This window comes from Arthrobacter sp. GQ119 (assembly GCF_059759125.1).
Genome location: NZ_JCAXEA010000001.1, coordinates 331968 through 351313 on the forward strand (window position 1 = coordinate 331968; position 19346 = coordinate 351313).

General features: G+C 66.0%; 17 protein-coding genes. All 17 read right to left on the reverse strand.

From position 1 onward, the window contains the following. Positions 1-97: 97 nt before the first annotated feature. Positions 98-1561, reverse strand: a complete 1464-nt coding sequence (locus tag AC6CH3_RS01480) for an NAD(P)/FAD-dependent oxidoreductase (RefSeq protein WP_498130745.1) — start codon at positions 1559-1561, stop codon at positions 98-100. Between the two features lie 34 nt (positions 1562-1595). Next, a complete protein-coding gene (locus tag AC6CH3_RS01485) occupies positions 1596-2996 on the reverse strand; it encodes a S8 family serine peptidase (protein ID WP_498130746.1) in 1401 nt (466 codons plus the stop codon). A 33-nt stretch (positions 2997-3029) separates the two neighbouring features. Beyond that, on the reverse strand, positions 3030-3977 hold the full coding sequence (locus AC6CH3_RS01490) for a Ppx/GppA phosphatase family protein (RefSeq protein WP_498130747.1): 948 nt from the start codon (positions 3975-3977) through the stop codon (positions 3030-3032). Continuing rightward, the gene (locus AC6CH3_RS01495; protein ID WP_498130748.1) at positions 3974-4639 is read right to left on the reverse strand and encodes a DUF501 domain-containing protein; all 666 of its coding nucleotides are present in this window, start codon (positions 4637-4639) and stop codon (positions 3974-3976) included. Before AC6CH3_RS01495 ends, AC6CH3_RS01490 begins: the two co-directional genes overlap by 4 nt. Positions 4640-4712: 73 nt before the next feature. Next, a complete protein-coding gene (locus AC6CH3_RS01500) occupies positions 4713-5426 on the reverse strand; it encodes an FtsB family cell division protein (protein WP_498130749.1) in 714 nt (237 codons plus the stop codon). A 215-nt stretch (positions 5427-5641) separates the two neighbouring features. Then, entirely contained in the window at positions 5642-6922 is a 1281-nt protein-coding gene (gene eno / locus AC6CH3_RS01505) for a phosphopyruvate hydratase (protein ID WP_498130750.1), read from the reverse strand. A 122-nt stretch (positions 6923-7044) separates the two neighbouring features. Then, positions 7045-7662 (reverse strand): MazG nucleotide pyrophosphohydrolase domain-containing protein, encoded by a 618-nt coding sequence (locus AC6CH3_RS01510; protein ID WP_498130834.1) that lies wholly within the window; start codon positions 7660-7662, stop codon positions 7045-7047. Between the two features lie 67 nt (positions 7663-7729). Beyond that, entirely contained in the window at positions 7730-8875 is a 1146-nt protein-coding gene (locus tag AC6CH3_RS01515; RefSeq protein ID WP_498130751.1) for an adenosine deaminase, read from the reverse strand. A gap of 87 nt (positions 8876-8962) precedes the next feature. Continuing rightward, positions 8963-9664: a DedA family protein gene (locus AC6CH3_RS01520; protein WP_498130752.1), complete on the reverse strand. Its 702-nt coding sequence runs from the start codon at positions 9662-9664 to the stop codon at positions 8963-8965. A gap of 101 nt (positions 9665-9765) precedes the next feature. Then, positions 9766-10383, reverse strand: coding sequence for a DedA family protein (locus AC6CH3_RS01525; protein ID WP_498130753.1), 618 nt, complete (start codon positions 10381-10383; stop codon positions 9766-9768). A 4-nt stretch (positions 10384-10387) separates the two neighbouring features. After that, complete coding sequence (locus AC6CH3_RS01530; protein WP_498130754.1) at positions 10388-11701, reverse strand: thymidine phosphorylase; 1314 nt, start codon at positions 11699-11701, stop codon at positions 10388-10390. Continuing rightward, a complete protein-coding gene (locus AC6CH3_RS01535; RefSeq protein ID WP_498130755.1) occupies positions 11698-12135 on the reverse strand; it encodes a cytidine deaminase in 438 nt (145 codons plus the stop codon). Before AC6CH3_RS01535 ends, AC6CH3_RS01530 begins: the two co-directional genes overlap by 4 nt. Before the next feature lie 5 nt (positions 12136-12140). Continuing rightward, positions 12141-13469 (reverse strand): ABC transporter permease, encoded by a 1329-nt coding sequence (locus AC6CH3_RS01540; RefSeq protein ID WP_498130756.1) that lies wholly within the window; start codon positions 13467-13469, stop codon positions 12141-12143. Next, positions 13466-14872: an ABC transporter permease gene (locus AC6CH3_RS01545; RefSeq protein WP_498130757.1), complete on the reverse strand. Its 1407-nt coding sequence runs from the start codon at positions 14870-14872 to the stop codon at positions 13466-13468. Before AC6CH3_RS01545 ends, AC6CH3_RS01540 begins: the two co-directional genes overlap by 4 nt. After that, the gene (locus tag AC6CH3_RS01550) at positions 14865-16514 is read right to left on the reverse strand and encodes an ABC transporter ATP-binding protein (RefSeq protein ID WP_498130758.1); all 1650 of its coding nucleotides are present in this window, start codon (positions 16512-16514) and stop codon (positions 14865-14867) included. Before AC6CH3_RS01550 ends, AC6CH3_RS01545 begins: the two co-directional genes overlap by 8 nt. 181 nt (positions 16515-16695) lie before the next feature. After that, positions 16696-17805: a BMP family lipoprotein gene (locus AC6CH3_RS01555; protein WP_498130759.1), complete on the reverse strand. Its 1110-nt coding sequence runs from the start codon at positions 17803-17805 to the stop codon at positions 16696-16698. A 289-nt stretch (positions 17806-18094) separates the two neighbouring features. Further along, a complete protein-coding gene (locus AC6CH3_RS01560) occupies positions 18095-19318 on the reverse strand; it encodes an amidohydrolase (protein ID WP_498130760.1) in 1224 nt (407 codons plus the stop codon). Between the last annotated feature and the right edge of the window lie 28 nt (positions 19319-19346).

Sequence of the window (19346 nt, forward strand, 5' to 3'; positions counted from 1 at the left end):
GGGACACCCGGGGCGGAACCAGGCCGGACAACAGCAGCCCAAACAACGAAGCGGCCGCTCCCGGAAGGGAACGGCCGCCGTCGTTATTTACTGGCTCTTACTTGGCTTTCGCCGCAACAGGATCCTTGGAACTCTTTTCGGCGACGGCGGGCTTCGCTTCCGGCGGTGCAACCGGAGCGGCAGCCGGCTTGGGCGCCGGTGTGGCAGCCGCAACGAAGGCGCCGCGGGGGTTGTCGAGGTCTTCCAGCTGCGTGGTGTCGCGGCCCATGAAGAAGCTCAGGATCCACCCGAAGATCACGCGGATCTTGCGCTCAACGGTGGGGATGGCCATGCCGTGGTAGCCGCGGTGTGCCAGCCACGCGAGGCCGCCCTTGAGTCCGATGCGGCCCAGGAGGTTGATGTTGGCAACACCCTTCCACTCGCCGAAGCCAGCCACTGCACCAAGGTTCTTGTGCTTGTAGTCGGTCAGCGGCTTTTCCCAGCGGGAAGCCCACAGGTTCTTGGCAAGGCGCTTGGCCTGGCGCAGCGCGTGCTGAGCGTTGGGGACGCAGGTGCCGTCCGGAAGGCCGCCACCGGTGAGGTCGGGCACGGCGGCGATGTCGCCGGCTGCCCAGGCGTTCTCGATGATGCCTTCGTCGCCGGCGATGCGCAGGTCGGGAAGGACGCGGACACGACCGCGAGGCTCGAGCGGGAAGTCGGTGGAGCGGATCATCGGGTTTGCCTGCACGCCGGCAGTCCACACCAGCGTGTCCGACTCGAATTCCTGGGCCAGGGACTTGTCCGGCAGATTGATGAGCTTGAGCGAGCCCTCGGCGCTTTCAAGGGAGGTGTTCAGCAGCACCTCAATGCCGCGGCTGCGGAGGTGCTCCACTACCCAGACTGCCTGCTTCTCGGTGACCTCGGGCATGATGCGGCCCATGGCCTCGACGAGGACGAAGCGGACTTCCTCCTGCTTGACGCGGGGGTTGTTCTTGACGGCCGCGCGGGCGAGGTCTTCCATTTCGGTGATGCACTCGATGCCGGCGAAGCCGCCGCCGACAACCACGAAGGTCAGGGCGCGGGCGCGGGCAACGGGGTCCGTCATGGTGGACCCGAGTTCGATGCGTTCGAGGACCTTGTTGCGCAGCGCAACGGCCTCCTCGATGGTCTTCAGGCCGATCCCCTTGTCCGCCAGGCCCTTGATGGGGAACGTGCGGGTGATGGCACCTGCGGCCACCACGACGTCGAAGTAGGGCACCTCGAAGTTTTCGCCGCCGTCGGCCGGGGCAACCACGGCCGTGCGGTTGGCGTGGTCGATCGACGTGACGCGGCCCTGGATGAGCTCGGTCTGCTTGAGGTGCTGGCGGTGGGAGACCACGGCATGGCGCGCCTCGATGTTGCCGCCGGCAACTTCGGGCAGGAAAGGCTGGTAGGTCATGTAAGGCAGCGGATCGACGACGGTGACGATGCCACCGGCGTTCGCGATCTTCTTCTGCAGTTTGAGTGCTACGTACAGGCCGACGTACCCGCCGCCGACGACGAGTACCCGGGGACGGTCCTGGAGCTGAGGGGTGGTTGCCATGAATCCAGAATACAGTAGTTTGTGAAAATCTTCACTAACTGCCCGGGCCGCCGGAATCCACCTTGTTCAGCACCCCGGTTTCGGGGTCCTCGGCGCTGTCGCCGGACGCCCGGTACGCGCGGCCCAGCTGTATGGCGCCGGCCGCGATGATGGCAATGAAGAGGCCACCAAAACCGATGACGACGGCGGCAGGAAGCGCGCTGTCCAGCTGCGACGGCGGCTCCGCGACCGGTACCGTGGCCCGGGGCAGGGTGGGCTGTGCCGCCGCAGACTCGGCAGGCGCAGCCGCCGGGGGCGTGGGGGTAGCGAAGTTGCCGCGGCGGTGGACACGGATCCAGTCCGAGATCGACCCGAGCGGGTTGATCTTGGTCTCCGCGACATCGTCCTTCAGCGCGGCCTCGGCGTCCAGCACGCCGAAACCGTACAGCGGATCCTTACCGGGTGCCCCGGCGTCCTTGGCCGTGGAAACGATCCGGTTGATAACCTGCTCGGCGCTCATCTCCGGCCACCTGGAGCGGATGAGGGCTGCCACGCCGGAGACGATCGGTGTGGCGCCCGACGTGCCGGCCCATTCCGCGTAGCTTCCGCCGGGAAGCCCGCCAGCGAGCTTTTCAGCCGGCGCTGCCACCCCGATGCTGATGCCCTGCGATGAGGAGTCAACGCTGGCCTGCCCTTTGAGGTCCAGTCCGGCCACGGTGAGCACACCGGGGATGGTGGCGGGTGCACCCACCTGGACGTTGCCGCCGAGCCGGTTGCCGGCCGCGGCCACGATCACCACGTCTTTTTGCTCTGCGTACAGGAATGCCGCGTCCCAGGTCTGTGGCCACTCCGGGGACGTGCTGCCCAAGGAGATGTTGATCACTTTGGCCCCGTTGTCCACCGCCCAGCGGACAGCCTCGGGAATCTGGTCCTGGTCGGTCTTGCCGCCGGGATTCTCGGAGCCCAGCCATGTGGAGACCGCCAGGATCTCGGCTTCGGGGGCAACGCCGATGATGCCGTCGGACCTGGTCTTCGAAGCTGACGGTATCGGCGACGGCTTGGCGCTGGCCGTGGACTTCTTGGGCGGCGCCTCGTGGCCCCGTCCCGCCAGCATGGTGGCCACCAGCGTGCCGTGCTCGGGCTTGGCGCCGATGCTTTTCTGCCCGTCCGGTGTTCCCGCCCCCGAGACGTCATGGCCGCCGGCAATGGCGCCCTTGAGGTCCGGGTGGTTGCCGTCCACGCCGCTGTCGATGACAGCGACCTTCACGTCGGCGCCTTTGGAGATCTCCCAGGCCTTAGTGATGCCGGCTTCCTTGAGCCAGTATTCCTTGTCTCGCCAGGTGTCGGCCTGCGCTGCGGGGGCTGTTGCTATTGCTGCTGCAGCGACGCCGCCGGCCAGCGCCGCCGACAGCAGAGCCGAGACCGTCCGGCGGAACCGGGCTGTTGCTCTGGTCATTCACGATCCAATACTCGGTGGGCTGGTGCCTCGTTAGCTGACACTCAGGGCAATTCCGTCAAGAATATCGTGTTCGCTGGCGGTGGCCGTAATGACCTCTCCTGCGGTAAGCTCGCGCATCCTGGTGAGGATGCGCCGCCAGACCAGGGCACCGGCGCCGATTACATCGACGCGGCCGGGGTGCATGTAGGGCAGCGCTGCCCGCTGCGCCCGGGTCATGCCGAGCAGGCTGCTGGCTGCCTCCTCGATGGCTCCAATGGACAGCTCGGCGCCGTGGATGGCGGCCGGCAGGTACTCCGGCAGCTGCAGCGCATGCGCCGTGATCGTGGTAACGGAGCCGGCAACGCCGACGACGGCGGTGCTGCGTTCCAGCGGAACGGACAGTCCCGCTTCGGCGATCGCGGCGTCGACGTCAGCCTCCGCGGCGGCGATCTGTTCAGCGGTGGGGGGATCGCTTGTGAGGTGGCGTTCGGTCAGCCGGACGCAGCCGATGTCCACTGACTTCGCGGCGATCACGCCGTTCTGGTCCCCCAGGACGAATTCCGTGCTCCCGCCGCCCAGGTCCACCACGAGTACGCGGTCAGCACCGGACATCGGCAGCACGCTGCTGGCCCCGGCGAATGACAGTGCCGCTTCCTCGTCGCCTGAAATCACTTCCGGCTCCACGCCGAGGAGGCCGCGGATGCCGCCCACGAAGACCTGGCGGTTGCGGGCATCACGGGTGGCGGACGTTGCCACGAAGCGGACTTTCTCAGCCCGGTACTCGCGGATCGTCTCGGCGTAGTCCGCGGCGGCCGCGAAGGTACGCTCCAGGGCTTCGGGAGCCAGCTCGCCCGTGGCGTCCACACCCTGGCCCAGCCGCACAACGCGCATTTCCCGCACGATGTCGGTGAGTTTTGTCGGGCCGTTGCCGCGGTCGATGTCGGCGATCAGCAGGCGGATGGAATTGGTTCCGCAGTCAATGGCTGCAACCCTGGTCATTCGCTGGTCTCCTTCCTGGACTTCCGCACCGGAGCCGGCCGCCCCACGATGGCCGGCAGGCCCTGCGGCCCGTGCCGGCTAAGATCCCTGGACGGAGCTTCGCCCTCGGTGTCCCACGCGCCGTCGCAGTAGCAGCGGTCGGCGGTCCACCACTCGCCGATGGCCGCAATGGCTTCGTCGCCGAGAGGATTCACGCCGTGGCCGGCAGCGAGCGAGTGCCCCACGAGCACATGAAGGCACTTGACCCGGGCTGGCATCCCACCGGCGGAGACGCCGTCGATTTCGGGGACTTCGCCGATGCCGGACCGGCCCCCTATCTCGGCGCGGGCCAGCAGGTATGCCTCATGGGCGGAACGGTACGCCGCCGCCAGCGGTTCGTCCGCGGCGAGGCGGTCGTTCATCTCATTCATGAGACCGGCTGCCTCAAGCCGTGACACGGCGGAGGTGATTACCGGATGCGTCAGGTAGAACGTGGTGGGGAACGGCGTCCCGTTGCTCAGCCGCGGAGCCGTGGCCGCCACGAGGGGGTTGCCGCACACGCAGCGCGCCGGGATCTCCACGACGTCACGGACCGGCCGGCCCAGCTGGCGGCTCAGCACCTCCAGGTCGCGTGCCGACGGGCGTCGGGATTCCTCCGGCGCAGGTGCCGTGTTGTCGTCCACTGGCGCGGCCGTCCTTCCTGCCCGGATGTGGCTGTTCCAAAGGTGTCTGGGACAGTCCTGCGGCGGGCGCCGCTTAGTCTGTTGCCGAACGCCGGATGGATTCCCACAGGGAATCCACCCACGGCAGGTTGGCGGGGTCTTTTGCTGCTGCACCGGGCGGGCCGGCTGACTCGCCGGCCGGCAGGTCACTTCCGAACACCCAGTAGCCGGTCTCACCCGGCATAACCATGTTAATGCGGTCGCGGGCCTGCTGCTTGACGTAGTTCGGATCCTGCCAGCGTGAGACCTGCCTCTTGAGGTCGTCCTGGTCTGCCTTGCTGGCGGCGATGTCTGCTTCGAGGGCGGCGATTTCGGCCCGCTTGTCAATGAAGATCTTCACCGTGGGAGCCAGCATGATGGTGATGGCAATCATGACGACGGCCAGTGCCAGCATGCGTCCCGAAAATGCTTTGGCGGGGATGGGGTCGAGGTTTTCATCGGCTCCCGAATCAGCCGACGCCGCGGACTTGCTGCCGTTCTTCCCTGGTTCCTTCGCGGAGCCGCTGCCGGACGCCGCTGCCTTCCCCACGGTAGCTGCGCTGCCCGCCGTTGCTGCCTTACCCGCGGCTGCCGTGCCGGCCGCACCCTTTTCCCCGGCCGCGGTGTTCCCCGTGCCCGCATCCCTGGCCGCCCCGACCGGCCGGTGGCCGCCGAAGTCCGCCTGGATGACATCCCCCCCTGCGGCATCTGTCTCGGGCTGCCGGGTGGCTGGGGTCACCCGGGGAACTTTGGGACGGCGGGTAGCCATGACACTCCTGTAAACGCGGGACGCTGGCCTGAGGCGCTGGACGGCTCGACACTGGTTGGGCTGGATTCTATTTGAGCTGCATTATGGGCCGCGCCACCATGCTTTCAAATGCGGGCTCCCCTAAAAGCGAGCTCCCTTAAAACCGTGCGGCCTTAAACAAAACCGGTGGCTACGGTCTTTCCACCATAGCCACCGGTCAGTTGTTATTCCGGCTATTAGCCCTTGAAACGCGGGAAGGCGCTGCGGCCGGCGTAGCGTGCGGCGTCGTCGAGTTCCTCTTCAATGCGCAGCAGCTGGTTGTACTTGGCAACGCGCTCGGAGCGGGCCGGGGCACCGGTCTTGATCTGGCCGGCGTTGGTCGCGACGGAAATGTCGGCGATGGTGGTGTCCTCGGTCTCGCCGGAGCGGTGCGAGGTGATGGTGGTGTAGCCGGAGCGCTGTGCCAGGGACACGGCGTCCAGGGTTTCGGTCAGCGAGCCGATCTGGTTGACCTTGACCAGCAGGGAGTTGGCCGTGGCGGCGTCGATGCCCTGCTGCAGGCGCTCGGGGTTGGTGACGAACAGGTCGTCGCCCACTAGCTGGACCTTGTCACCGATGGTGTCGGTGAGGATCTTCCAGCCCTCCCAGTCGTTCTCGTCCAGCGGGTCCTCGATGGACACCAGCGGGTAATCGGCAACGAGCTCGGCGTAGTAGGCGCTCATCTCGGCGGCGCTAAGGGCCTTGCCTTCGAACTGGTAGGCGCCATCCTTGTAGAACTCGGAGGAGGCGACGTCCAGAGCCAGGGCGATGTCCTTGCCCGGGGTGTAGCCGGCGTTGGTGATGGCTTCCTGGATGAGGTCCAGTGCAGCGCGGTTGGACGGCAGGTTCGGGGCGAAGCCACCCTCATCGCCAAGGCCCGTGGAGAGGCCCTTGGCCTGCAGTACCGACTTGAGGTTGTGGTAGACTTCAACGCCCCAGCGCAGGCCCTCGGAGAAGGTCTCGGCACCGATCGGGGCGATCATGAATTCCTGGATGTCGACGTCGGAGTCTGCGTGCGAGCCGCCGTTGAGGATGTTCATGAGCGGTACAGGCAGGACGTGGGCGTTCGGGCCGCCCAGGTACTTGTACAGCGGCAGGTCAGCGGAGGCCGCGGCTGCGTTGGCGACGGCCAGGGAAACACCCAGGATGGCGTTTGCGCCGAGCTTGGCCTTGTTGGCGGTGCCGTCCAGGTCGATCATGGCCTGGTCGATGCTGCGCTGGTCCGTGGCGTCGAAGCCGGTCAGGGCCGGAGCGATCTGGTCGATGACGGCGTCAACGGCCTTCTGGACACCCTTGCCGAGGTAGCGTCCCTTGTCTCCGTCGCGGAGTTCGACGGCCTCGTGTTCGCCGGTGGAAGCACCGGAGGGAACTGCCGCACGGCCGATCTGGCCGTCGGACAGCAGAACTTCAACTTCTACGGTCGGGTTGCCACGGGAATCGAGGATCTCGCGGGCGTGGATGGCATCGATAAGCGCCATGAATATGCTCCTTATGGTGAAGCGATTTACTGGGAAACTAGCGGAAAGACTCGACGTCCTCGTCAGGGACTAGCGTAGTCGAGAGTGGTGAACGTTACGGAAACCTATCCAGCACACGGACGTCATGATCCCGGCGGAATCTGGTTCTGGTACTGGCGGACGGCGCCCCGGAGCGCCCGTTCGGCGTCGAAACCCTTACGGTGCGCAACCCCCACGAGGGCGAGAAGGAGCTCGCCGAGCTCCGCTTCGGTGGTGAAGGTTCCGGCAAGCTCAACCGGCGGACGGGCCGGCCCAACCGGGGCCTTGTGGTGCGCAGCGTGGGCCAGCCCTGCCCGGTCGGCCCGGTCCAGGGTCTTCTGCGCCCGGGCAAGGGCAGGCAGGGCTTCAGGGATGCCCTCAAAGTGGTTGGCCCGATCGGGCTTTTCGGCCTTCTTGACGGCGTCCCACTTGAGCACAATCTCCTCGACGGTGGCCGGGAACGTGTCCTGCAGGGAGCCGTCCGGCCGGAACACGTGGGGGTTGCGGCGGATCATCTTGGCGGTGATGCCCCTGACGACGTCGGTGAACGCGAAGGTGCCGCGCTCTTCGGCCAGCCGGGAGTGCAGCACGACCTGGAGCAGCACGTCCCCCAGTTCGCCTTTCAGTTCCGCTTCGTCTGCACCTGTCTCGATCGTCTCGGCGACCTCGTAGGCCTCCTCGAGGAGGTACTCCACGAGCGAGGCGTGGGTGAGGGCGCCCATCCAGGGACAGTGCTCACGCAGAGCGGCGACCACCCGCAGCAGCTCCCCCACCCCGTCGGGCGAGTCCTTAGCCAAGGTTCGCGTAGGCGTCGTTGATGTACTCCACCAGGGCTTCCCTTTCCTCGAGCGGGAGGAAGGAGGCCTCGGCTGCGTTGAGAGTGAGTTCCAGCAGGTCATCGAGGTCGTAGTCGAAGGTTTCCACCAGGAGCTCGAACTCGTCCGTGAGGGTCACTCCGCTCATGAGGCGGTTGTCCGTGTTGATGGTCACGTTGAAGCCCAGCTGGTAGAGCATGTCCAGCGGGTGGCTCTCGATGCCTTCGCCGAACCCGGCCACAGCACCGGTCTGCAGGTTGGAGGAGGGGCAGATTTCGAGCGGGATGCCGCGGTCCCGGACCCAGCTGGAGAGGTTGCCGAGGGTTACCAGCCCGATGTTGTCATCGTCTTCACCGGTGTCGTCGGTCTCGTCGAATTCCACCATGATGTCCTCGGCGATGCGGACGCCGTGGCCCAGGCGCAGGGCGCGGCCGTCCACCAGGGCCGACTGGATGCTGTCCAGGCCGGCGGCCTCTCCCGCATGGACGGTCGCGGGGAAGTTGTTTTCAGCCAGGTAGGTGAAGGCATCGCGGAAGCGCGACGGCAGGAAGCCGTCTTCGGCGCCGGCGATGTCAAAGCCGACGGCGCCCTTGTCGCGGTGGCGGACGGCGAGTTCCGCAATCTCGCGGCCACGGTCGGCGTGGCGCATGGCGGTGATGAGCTGGCCCACCTGGATTTCGCGGCCGCTCTCGGACACGGCGTCCACGCCCGCTTCGAGGCCTTCCTGGACGGCCTCCACCGCTTCATCCAGGGTCAGGCCCTGCTGGAGGTGCTGTTCCGGTGCCCAGCGGACCTCTCCGTAGACCACGCCGTCATCGGCGAGGTCTTCGACGAACTCCTTGGCCACACGGAACAGGCCTTCCTTCGTCTGCATCACGGCGACCGTGTGGTCGAAGGTCTCGAGGTAGCGCACGAGGGAGCCGGAGTTCGCGGACTCCCGGAACCACTCCCCCAGTGCGGCAGGGTCCGTTGAGGGAAGGGTGTGGCCAGCAGCCTCCGCCAGCTCAATGATGGTGGCGGGGCGCAGGCCCCCGTCCAGATGGTCGTGAAGGGATACCTTGGGAAGGCTCTTCAGGTCGAAGTCAAGGGCAGGGGCGGCGTCAACGATTGGCTCAGTCACATGCCAACTGTAGGGTTGGACGGCGTGCAACGCCAACGGCCCGGCCGTATTTGGGCCGGAGTCAGCGACCTGCGTCAATGGCCAGCGTCAGCGGCCCGGCTCCGCATCCGCGGTAAGGGCAACAGGCAGCGCGGCGGTGAGGCGATCGGCGTCGGCGCCCTGCGGCTCCGGGACAACGTCGTTGCGTCCGAGCCGCTTATGCCACCAGCGCAGCAGGTGGTCAATGACTATTCCCAGGATGACGGCGAAGACCACCGCGATGCCGGCTCCGAGCAGCGGGTTGTGGTGCAGCAATGGAAATGAGCTGGCCACAATACCGATGCCGATCGAATATCCCACCCACGTCACACACGCGAACGCGTCCAGCAGGAAGAACCTGCGGCGCGGGAAGCCCGTGGTTCCGGCGACGTAATTGACCGCCACGCGACCCCATGGGATGTAGCGTGCCGTGAAAATCAGCACCGCCCCGCGTTTCTCCAGTTCATAGCGTGCCCAGGCAAAGGCCTTCTGGACCTTCGGGCGGCGCATCCATTTCCAGCGGTTCAGACCGATCTTCCGGCCAAGAAGGTACGCCATGTTGTCGCCGGCCATCGCACCCGCAAGTGCAGTCAGCCCCAGGATCCAGAGATTGGGCTCTCCGCTGTGCCGGGAGAAGGCCGCCAAAGCGACGATGAGCGTCTCGCTGGGCACGACCATGGCGAAGCCGTCAACGAAGAAAAACAAAAGCAGAATGGGATAAATCCACCATTGACCCGCTGCATGGAGCACGGCCTCATTTATAAACTCCACGCGGGTGTTGCTCCTCGACAATGACAAGAACTGAGAGTGACGTAAATCGCTCTTCAGTGTCGCATGGCGGGAGAATATCCGCTATGCCCCTTTCAGGAAAATCACTCTTCCGCTAATGGCTCGGGAATTCTTCCGCGCAGCTTGGTGATAACGATGTCCACGATGATGCCCAGCACGATCGCGCAGACAATCGCGATTGCGGCCCCGAGCAGGTGGTTTTCCTCGAACCACTGGCCGAAAAACAACCCGATGGCCACCGAGTAGCTGGCCCACAGTGACGCGGACAGCAGCGTCAGTCCGACGAAGCGGGCGCGGGAGTAGTGCGTGGCCCCGGCTGTCAGGTTGACCGCCACGCGGCCGATCGGAACGAACCGCGCCACGAGGATCAGCGACGCGGGCCGCTTCCGGAGTTCGCGCCCGGCCCACCGGAATGCCCGCTGCATGCGCGGTCCCCGCATCCAGCGCCAGCGCTGGATGCCCACGCCCCGGCCGATGAGGTACGCGGTGTTGTCCCCGGTGAAGGCGCCCAGCGCCGCGATCGCCATAAGGAGCCATGGATTGGGGACATCCGCCGTCGCCGCGACGGCGGCCAGCCCGACCACCACGGATTCGCTCGGGATGGGCGGGAAGAATCCGTCAATGAAGCAGCAAGCCAGGACAATGAACAGGACCCAGGGCTGCCCCGCGGCCGCGAGGATGAAGTCGTTGATGGCCTGCACGGCGCTACGCGATGCGGTCGATGATGAGCTGCTGTGCCGGACGCGACCCCTCCGGAGCAATCGTGAATGCTTCCTCGAGTGATTCTTTGGCGCGGGCAAACTTGTCCGGGGTGTCCGTCAGCAGGGTCATGAGCGGCTCCCCCGCCCGCACAACCGCCCCCGGCTTCGCATGCACACGGACGCCTGCGCCTGCCTGCACCGTGTCCTCCTTCCGTGCACGGCCCGCCCCGAGGCGCCAGGCCGCAACGCCCACAGCCAAAGCGTCCAGCTCCACGAGGACACCGTCCGCCGGGGCGTAGATGGTCTCCGACTCCTTCGCCACGGGCAGCTTCGCCCTCGGGTCCCCGCCCTGGGCTGCAATCATCCGGTTCCAGACGTCCATTGCGCGGCCATCCTTGAGCGCCGCGGCAGGGTCGGCGCCGTTGACCCCGGCACACGCCAGCATCTCCTCCGCCAGCCGGACGGTCAGTTCGACGACGTCTTCCGGGCCGCCGCCGGCCAGCACCTCCACAGACTCCTCCACCTCGATGGCGTTGCCCGCGGTCAGGCCAAGGGGGGTGTTCATGTTGGTCAGGAGGGCAACCGTGTTCACCCCCGCGTCCTTGCCCAGGGCCACCATCGTCTCTGCCAGGTCGCGGGCGCGGGCCTCGTCCTTCATGAAGGCGCCACTGCCCACCTTGACGTCGAGCACCAGGGAGCCCGTGCCTTCGGCGATCTTCTTGCTCATGATGGACGAGGCGATCAGCGGGATGGCTTCAACGGTTCCGGTGACGTCCCGGAGTGCATACAGCTTCTTGTCGGCGGGGGCCAGGCCCGCTCCGGCGGCGCAAATGACTGCGCCGACGTCCTGGAGCTGTGCCAGCATTTCCTCGTTGCTCAATGCGGCGCGCCAGCCCGGGATTGACTCCAGCTTGTCCAGCGTTCCGCCCGTGTGCCCGAGCCCGCGGCCGGAGAGCTGGGGCACGGCCACTCCGAACACCGCCACGAGGGGCGCCAACGGAAGGGTGATCTTGTCCCCCACACCGCCGGTGGAGTGTTTGTCGCTCGTGGCCTTCACCCCGCCGTCGGGGCGCCGGAGGCTGGAGAAGTCCATCCGCTCACCCGAGGCGATCATGGCGGCGGTCCAGCGGGAAATCTCGGACCGGTCCATGCCGTTGAGCAGGATGGCCATGTTCAGCGCGGCCATCTGCTCGTCGGCGATGACACCCCGCGTGTAGGCGTCGATGGTCCAGTCGATCTGTTCGGGGCTCAGGACACCCTTGTCACGTTTAGTTCGAATGACGTCGACGGCGTCGAACGGCTCGCTCTTCTGGGTCACCGGGTTTCCTCCAGGTGTTGGGGGCCAAATGCGTCAGGCAGCACCTGGTCCATGGTTTTGATTCCGTGCGTGGTCATGAGTTCCATGCCGGGTGCCCGGAATTCGTACAGCAGTTGGCGGCAGCGCCCGCACGGCATGAGTACGTTGCCGCCGCCGTCGACGCAATAGAACGCCCGCAGGAGTCCGCCGCCTGTCATCCGGAGATTGCCCACCAGCGCGCACTCCGCGCACAGCGTCAGGCCGTAGCTGGCGTTCTCCACGTTACAGCCACTCACGATTCGTCCGTCCGCGGTGAGCGCAGCCGCCCCCACCGGGAACTTCGAGTAGGGGGCGTAGGCGTTCTTCATGGCACTGACGGCGGCCGCCTCCAGGGCCGGCCAGTCGACGTCGGATTGGCCGGCCACAGCTCGCGGCGGCGCCGGAATTTCTTCCATGGCCGTCAGCCCTTGACGTACGGAATGCCGCTGGCGGCCGGGGGACGCGACCTGCCGACGAGGCCCGCCACCGCCAGGACCGTCACCAGATAAGGCAGCATGGCCATGAACTGGCTGGGCACCGGGGTTCCGATGATGGTCACGATGCTTTGCAGGTTGTCCGCGAAACCGAACAGCAGCGCGGCGAAGAACGCACCGATGGGGTTCCAGCGCCCGAAGATCAGGGCAGCAAGTGCGATGAAGCCGCGCCCGCCGGAGATCTCCTTGGTGAAACTGTCGATCGCCACCAGCGTGAAGAATGAGCCGCCGATCCCGGCAACGGCGCCGCCAAGCGTGACATTCCAGAAGCGTGTGGCGTTCACCTTGATGCCCATCGTGTCCGCGGCCTGCGGGTGCTCACCGACTGCGCGGACCCGCAGGCCCCACCTGGTCTTGTACAGCCCGATCCACACCACGATTACCGCGATGTACATGAGGTAGCCGACCAAGGACTGTTTGAACAGGATGGGCCCGAGCACCGGGATGCTGGACAGCACGGGGATGTCGATGATGGGCAGCCTCCCCGGGGAATTGAACGCTGCCTTGTCGGCCTGCATCACGGTGCTGAACAGGAAGCCTGTCAGGCCCGAGACCAGCACGTTCAGGACCACGCCCACAATGATCTGGTTGACAAGGTATTTGATGCTGAACAGCGCCAGGACCATGGAGACGACGGCGCCCGCCACCGCAGCCGCCAGCAGCCCGATGAAGGGATTCCCGGTCATCGTGGCCACCATGGCCGCCGTAAAGGCGCCTCCCAGCAGCTGGCCCTCGATGGCGATGTTGATAACACCCACCCGTTCGCACAGCACGCCCGAGAGCGAGCCGAACACGAGCGGCACCGCCAGTGTCACCGAACCGGCGATCAGGCCGGCGAGGGAGATGCTCGGCGTGCGGGCACCGCCAACAACCCAGATGAGGAAGGCGGCCACGAAGAGCACGATGAACGCGACGGGCAACCAGCGGGGCGCGGCCTGGTCCCTGGTCTTGAGGTACACGGCGTACGCCGCCAGGCCCAGCATCAGGACCGACAGGACGATGCCGCCCATGAACCCCGGGACCTCCAGGGCCGGGAGCTGGAAGAAGTCCCCGCTGGAGGAGAGACCGAAACGCGCGGTCTGGTTGGGTCCCATGAGGCCGAAGAAGATCAGGGCCAGGACCCCGAACATGGTCAGCAGGACGGGGGTCTTCCAGGTGACCGGCTTCGCCGACCTTGCCGATTGGCGCCCGTCAGCGGGCTGAGAGGTTCCCGGCTCCCCTTTTCCCGGCCGGGGCGACGTTGCTGTTGTGCTCATGCTGCACCTCCGGTGGTTGCCGCCTTGGACTTCGCTGCGGTTGGCTGCTTCTTGCGCCGCGGATTCAGCCCGAAGACCGCCCGCACCAGCGGCGGAGCCGCTATGAACAGCACAATCAGCGACTGGACCACGAGCACGATGTCGATCGGGGTTCCGGTCTGGATCTGCATCTGCACGGCTCCGGCGCGGAAGGCGCCGAACAGCAGGCCGGCCGCAAAGGTTCCCCACGGCGTCGAACGTCCCAGCAGTGCCACGGTGATGGCGTCAAAACCGTAGGTGGCCGCGACGCCGTCCGTGAGGACCTTCTCCGTACCGGCAACCTGCGCCACGCCGGACAGGCCGGCGAGGCCGCCGGCGATGGCCATGGCCAGGACCGTCGAGCGGGACACGTTGATACCTGCGGTCTGTGCCGCCTTCGGGTTGGCCCCGACAGCACGGAACTCAAATCCCACAGTGGAACGGTTGAGGAGCCACCACACGAAAACCGTGGTGGCGATGGCCAGCAGGAAGCCGAGGTGGAGCCGGTACTGGCTGCCGAGAATCTGCGGGTACACCGCGCTGGGGTCCAGGATCGGGGAAATCGGGTTGGACTCCCCCGGCCGCTGGAACGCCGGCGTGTTGAGCAGATACCTCAACAGGTACAGGGCTATGTAGTTGAACATGATGGTGAGAATGACCTCATGGGCTCCGGTCCGGGCCTTAAGGTACCCCACCAGGCCGCCCCAGAAGGCCCCGCCGATGATTCCGGCCACGAGGACCAGCAGAAGGTGCAGGCCCACGGGGAGATGCAGGGCGAACCCCGCCCACGCTGCAAGAATGCCGGCCATGATGATCTGGCCCTGGGCGCCGATGTTGAACAGTCCGGCCCGGAAGGCCAGGGCAACACCGAGGCCGGCGGTGATCAGCGGCGTGGCGATGGTGAGCGTTTCCAGCAGCGGGGCGAACTGCCCGCCGATTCCCGCACCGCGGGGGTTGAACACGGAGCCTTGGAACAGCGCCACGTAGGACCGGGTGGCCGCATTCCAGACCGCGGACAGGAAGTCGGTGGGGCGGGCCAGCAGGTATGTGGCCGTGGTACCCACCTGCTTGTCCGTGAACGCGATCAATAGTCCGCCGAGAATCAACGCGAGCAGCACGGCAAGGAGGGACACCATGCCACTTCCAGTGAAGATCCTGCGCGCCAGGGTTTCCGGGCCACCCGGAATCTTGCCGCTCTGGGCCGTTGCCGGCACCGCCGAGGGTTCCATGGCTCCGCCGGCCGTGTCCAGCGACACCACTGCTGCGGTTTCCTCGTCAGCGGGCTTCGGCAGGTGGTGCTGGTCGGGGTGCTTGCCGGGGTGTTTGTCGGCACCGGGGCCTGCGGGGTTGCCGCCAGGGTCTTGCGGCTGGTTCTGGTCAGTCAAGGTCGCCTCCTTCGGCGTGGGAGGGGGACGCCGGTTCCTGCCCGCTGCGCGGTTCCTGCCTGCTGTGCGGTTCCTGCCCGCTGCGCGGTTCCTGCCTGCTCTGCGGGGCGGCGGGGTGATGGGTGGCATCAGCGTGGGCCTCGTCGGGTGAAAGCCCTGCCATCATGAGGCCCAGGACGTCGCGGCCCGTTCCGGCGGGCACGATGCCCACGAGTTTGCCCTTGTAGAGCACGGCGATGCGGTCGGCGAGTTCCATCACCTCGTCCAGTTCCGTGGAGACGATCATCACCGGGGTACCCGCGTCCCGTTCCGCCACGATGCGGCGGTGCAGGAACTCGATGGAGCCGACGTCGACACCGCGGGTGGGCTGCGAGGCAATGAACAGCCGCAGCGGCCGCGAGAGCTCCCGGGCCATCACCACTTTCTGCTGGTTGCCGCCAGAAAGCGTTCCGGCCGCCGCGGCCGCCGAGGGCGCGCGGACGTCGAATTCGCCGATTCTCGAGTTGGCGTTCTCCAAGACTTTGGCCGGGCTCATGCTGATGCCCTTGGCGAAGGGAGCCTTGTCGTAGAGGTCGAGCACCAGGTTTTCGGCTACGGAGAAGGTTCCCACCAGGCCGTCCACCTTGCGGTCTTCCGGGACAAAGCCGACGCCGGCGTGCAGCACTTCCTTGACGCTGCGGCCGAGGAGTTCCTTTCCGTCGAGCAGGATGGAGCCATGGACCCGCTCCTGCAGGCCCAGGATCGCCTCCGTGAGTTCGGTCTGGCCGTTGCCCTGGACGCCGGCGACGGCGAGGATCTCGCCCCGGGCGATGCTGAAGCTGATGCCGTCAACGGTGTGGTGGCCGTTCGGCGCGATGACGGTCAGGTCCTTGACCTCGAACGTGGTTTCCTGCGGCTTGGCCGGCGCCTTGTCCAGGGTGAGGCTCACCGCACGGCCCACCATCATCGAAGCCAGCTCCGTGGTGGCGGTGCCGGGCTCGGCGGTGCCCACCACCTTGCCGCGGCGTATCACCGTGATGATGTCCGAAATGGCTTTGACCTCGCGGAGCTTATGGGAAATGAAGACGATGGACGTGCCGCTCTCCTTGAGCTGGCGCATGATGTCCAGCAGTTCGTCGGTCTCCTGGGGCGTCAGCACCGCCGTGGGCTCATCCAGGATCAGTACTCTGGCGTTGCGCACGAGGGCCTTGATGATTTCCACGCGCTGCTGGACGCCCACCGGGAGGTCCTCCACGAGGGCGTCGGGGTCGACGTCGAATCCGTAACGGTCCGAGATCTCCCGGATCTTGCGGCGCGTGTCGTCAAGGTTCAGGAGCCCGCCCGCTTTGGTGGACTCGGCGCCGAGCGCTACGTTTTCAGCCACCGTGAACACTGGCACCAGCATGAAATGCTGGTGCACCATGCCAATGCCGGCCGCCATGGCATCTCCGGGGCCGCGGAAGCTAACTGGCGTGTCGTCGATGAGGATTTCACCGTCGGTGGGCTCGTACAGCCCGTACAGGACATTCATCAGGGTGGATTTTCCGGCCCCGTTTTCGCCCAGCAGACTGTGGATCTGTCCGGATTCAACAACCACGTCTATGTGATCATTGGCGAGCAGGGAGCCGAAGCGTTTGGTGATCCCCTTGAGTTCAAGTTTCAAAACTCTGACCAATCTCGTTGCGTCCGGAAGTGCAGGCCGGACGGGATATGTGGCTGCAGGACCAGCCTAGTGCCTGCAGTCATGGGTGGGCCGGACATCGCGCCACCAAAAGCGGCCCAACGAAAAGCGCCACCTCCCGTGCAGTCAATGACCATCCGGGCGGTGGCGCTATCGGAGGAAGTTACACCTTGGGGCTGGCGGCGGACTCAACCTTCAGCGTGCCGTCGACGATGTCCTTCTTGATCTGGTCCAGCTCGGTCTTGATGTCGGCGGGAACAGCCGAATCAAGGTCGTGGAAGGGGGCCAGCTGGACACCCTCATTCGCGAGCGTGCCAACATATGGCTCATTGCTGAATTTGCCGTCCTTGTCCTCTTTGACGACAGTCTCCACGGCAGAGCCCATCTGCTTCATGACAGACGTGAGCATGATGTCCTTGTATTCAGGGGCGGTAAGGAAGCCGTCGGAGTCGACCCAGATGAGCTTGACGTCCTTGCCTGCGGTCTTGGCTTCCTTCAGCGCCGCACCGGCGCCCTTGCCCACCGGGCCCGCAACGGGCATGACGATGTCCGCCCCCTGGTCCAGGAAGTTCTGGGTGAGCTGCTTACCCTTGTCCTGCTTTTCGAAGTCGCCGGTGAAGCTGCCGTCCTGCTTGGCCTTGTCCCAGCCGAGGAGCTTGACGTCCTTGCCCTTCTTCTCGTTGTAGTACTTCACGCCGTCGGCGTAGCCATCCATGAAGATGGTGACGGTGGGGATCTTGACGCCGCCGAACGTGGCAACAGTTCCGGTCTTCGAGGTGGCCCCGGCCAGGTAACCGGCCATGAATGCAGCCTGCGCCGTGTCATAGATGATGGGCTTGACGTTGGCAATCGGCTCGGGGTAGCCGAAGTCGATGATGGCGAAGTGGCTGTCCGGGTTGGCTTCGGCCTGCTTCTTGGTGGCGTCGCCGAGGAGGAAGCCCACAGTGACAGTAAGGTCGCAGCCCGCGGACACCATGGCGCGCAGGTTCGGATCGTAGTCGTTGTTGGTCTTGGACTCGACCTGGCGGACCTGGATGCCAAGATCCTTCTCCGCCTTCTTGAGCCCCTCGTAGGACGACTGGTTGAACGACTGGTCGTCGAATCCGCCGGAGTCAGACACGATGCAGCCGCTGTAGTCACTGGCCGTGGCCGTGGGGCTGCCTGCTTCGGGCGCAGGGCCGCAGCCGGTCAGCAGCAGGGCCGCCGCCCCAACGGAAGCCAGGCCGGCGACTGAACCGCGCTTAAGTGAACCGCGCTTGATGTTTGCAAGCATTGAGTTCTTCAAATTTCCTCCAGGAAGAAAGAGAGGGGCGCCACGACGGAGAGTCAATGAGTGTCCGTTTCTAATGCTCCACACTGAAATTCTGTTTTCACTGATGGTTTCGCAGCACTGCGCTAAAGCGCCTTATGCAAGCCACTGTAGTGGCCTGCACCACGCCCGAAAACCACATCCATGGCGGAAACTGAAGATTGTTGAGAACTTGTTACCTACGAGTAGGCCGGCGTCACGCTGGCCTCGGAGCCGGTCGGCAGCCCCGACAAACATAAGCGCGGGGCGGGGCTTAAGTGTCCGTTCGCGCGGCCGGGTCGAGGTCGCGGATGGTGCGGAGAGCCGCGGCGGTGAGCACCTGGATGCCGTAGCCGAGGGCGCGTTCGTCGACGATATAGTCGCCGCGGTGGAGGTCGTATTCTTCTCCGCCCGGCGTCTTCGTGCCCAGGCGCATCATGGCGCCAGGCAGCTCGGCGAGGAACCAGGCGAAGTCCTCCCCGCCCATCGACTGCGGGGTCAGGACCACGGCGCCTTCGCCGATCTCGGCCCGGGCCGCAGCCTCGATGAGGGCAGTCTCGTGCTCCGAGTTCACTACCGGGGGCACTCCGCGGGTGTGTTCCAGGTGCACGTCCACGCCGTAGTGCTCGGCCACCTGATGAACCACTTCGTCCAGGAGTTCGCCGGCGCTGTGCCAGGCGTCGCGGTCCAGGCACCGCATGGTCCCGGACATGTAGCCGGTTCCCGGAATCGCATTGGGCGCCGAGCCGGCGTTGATCTGGCCCCAGACAACGGACACGCCGCTGCGGACGTCCACGCGGCGGGAAAGCACTGCGGGCACATTCACCGCGATCTGGGCAAGCGCGAAGACGAGGTCCTCGGTGAGGTGCGGTCGCGAGGTGTGGCCGCCGCGTCCACTGAGTTCGATCTTGATGGTGTCCGAGGCGGAGGTGATGGCGCCGATGCGGGTGCCGATCTTTCCGACGTTGATCCGCGGGTCACAGTGCAGCGCCAGGATGCGCGGCACGCCTTCCAGGACACCCTGCTCGATGCATGAGTGGGCGCCGCCGGGCATGGTCTCCTCCGCCGGCTGGAAGATGATCCGGACCGTGGCGCCCAGCGGCGATTCCAGGTGCATGCGGTGCAGCACCAGGGCGATGCCCAGCATGGTGGTGGTGTGGACGTCGTGCCCGCAGGCGTGGGTCACACCGTGGTTCTTTGATGCGAAAGGCAGGCCCGTTTCTTCAATGATCGGCAGGGCGTCGATGTCGCCGCGCAGCGCGGTGGCGATGGGTCCCTCTCCGACGTCCACGGTGAGGCCGGTGCCGTCGAGGCGGCGCGGTTCCAGTCCGGCCTCGAGCAGGCGCTCCACGAGTTTGTCCGTGGTCCGGAACTCCTTGAAGGACAGCTCGGGGTGCGCATGCAGGTCCCGGCGGAAATCGATCAGTTCCGGCAGGAGCGGCTCGAGCCACGGCCCCACCAGCGCGGTGGGCTCAGCTTCAGTAGTGTAATTGCGCACACCACAACTCTAGCGAGGCGCGAAAGAA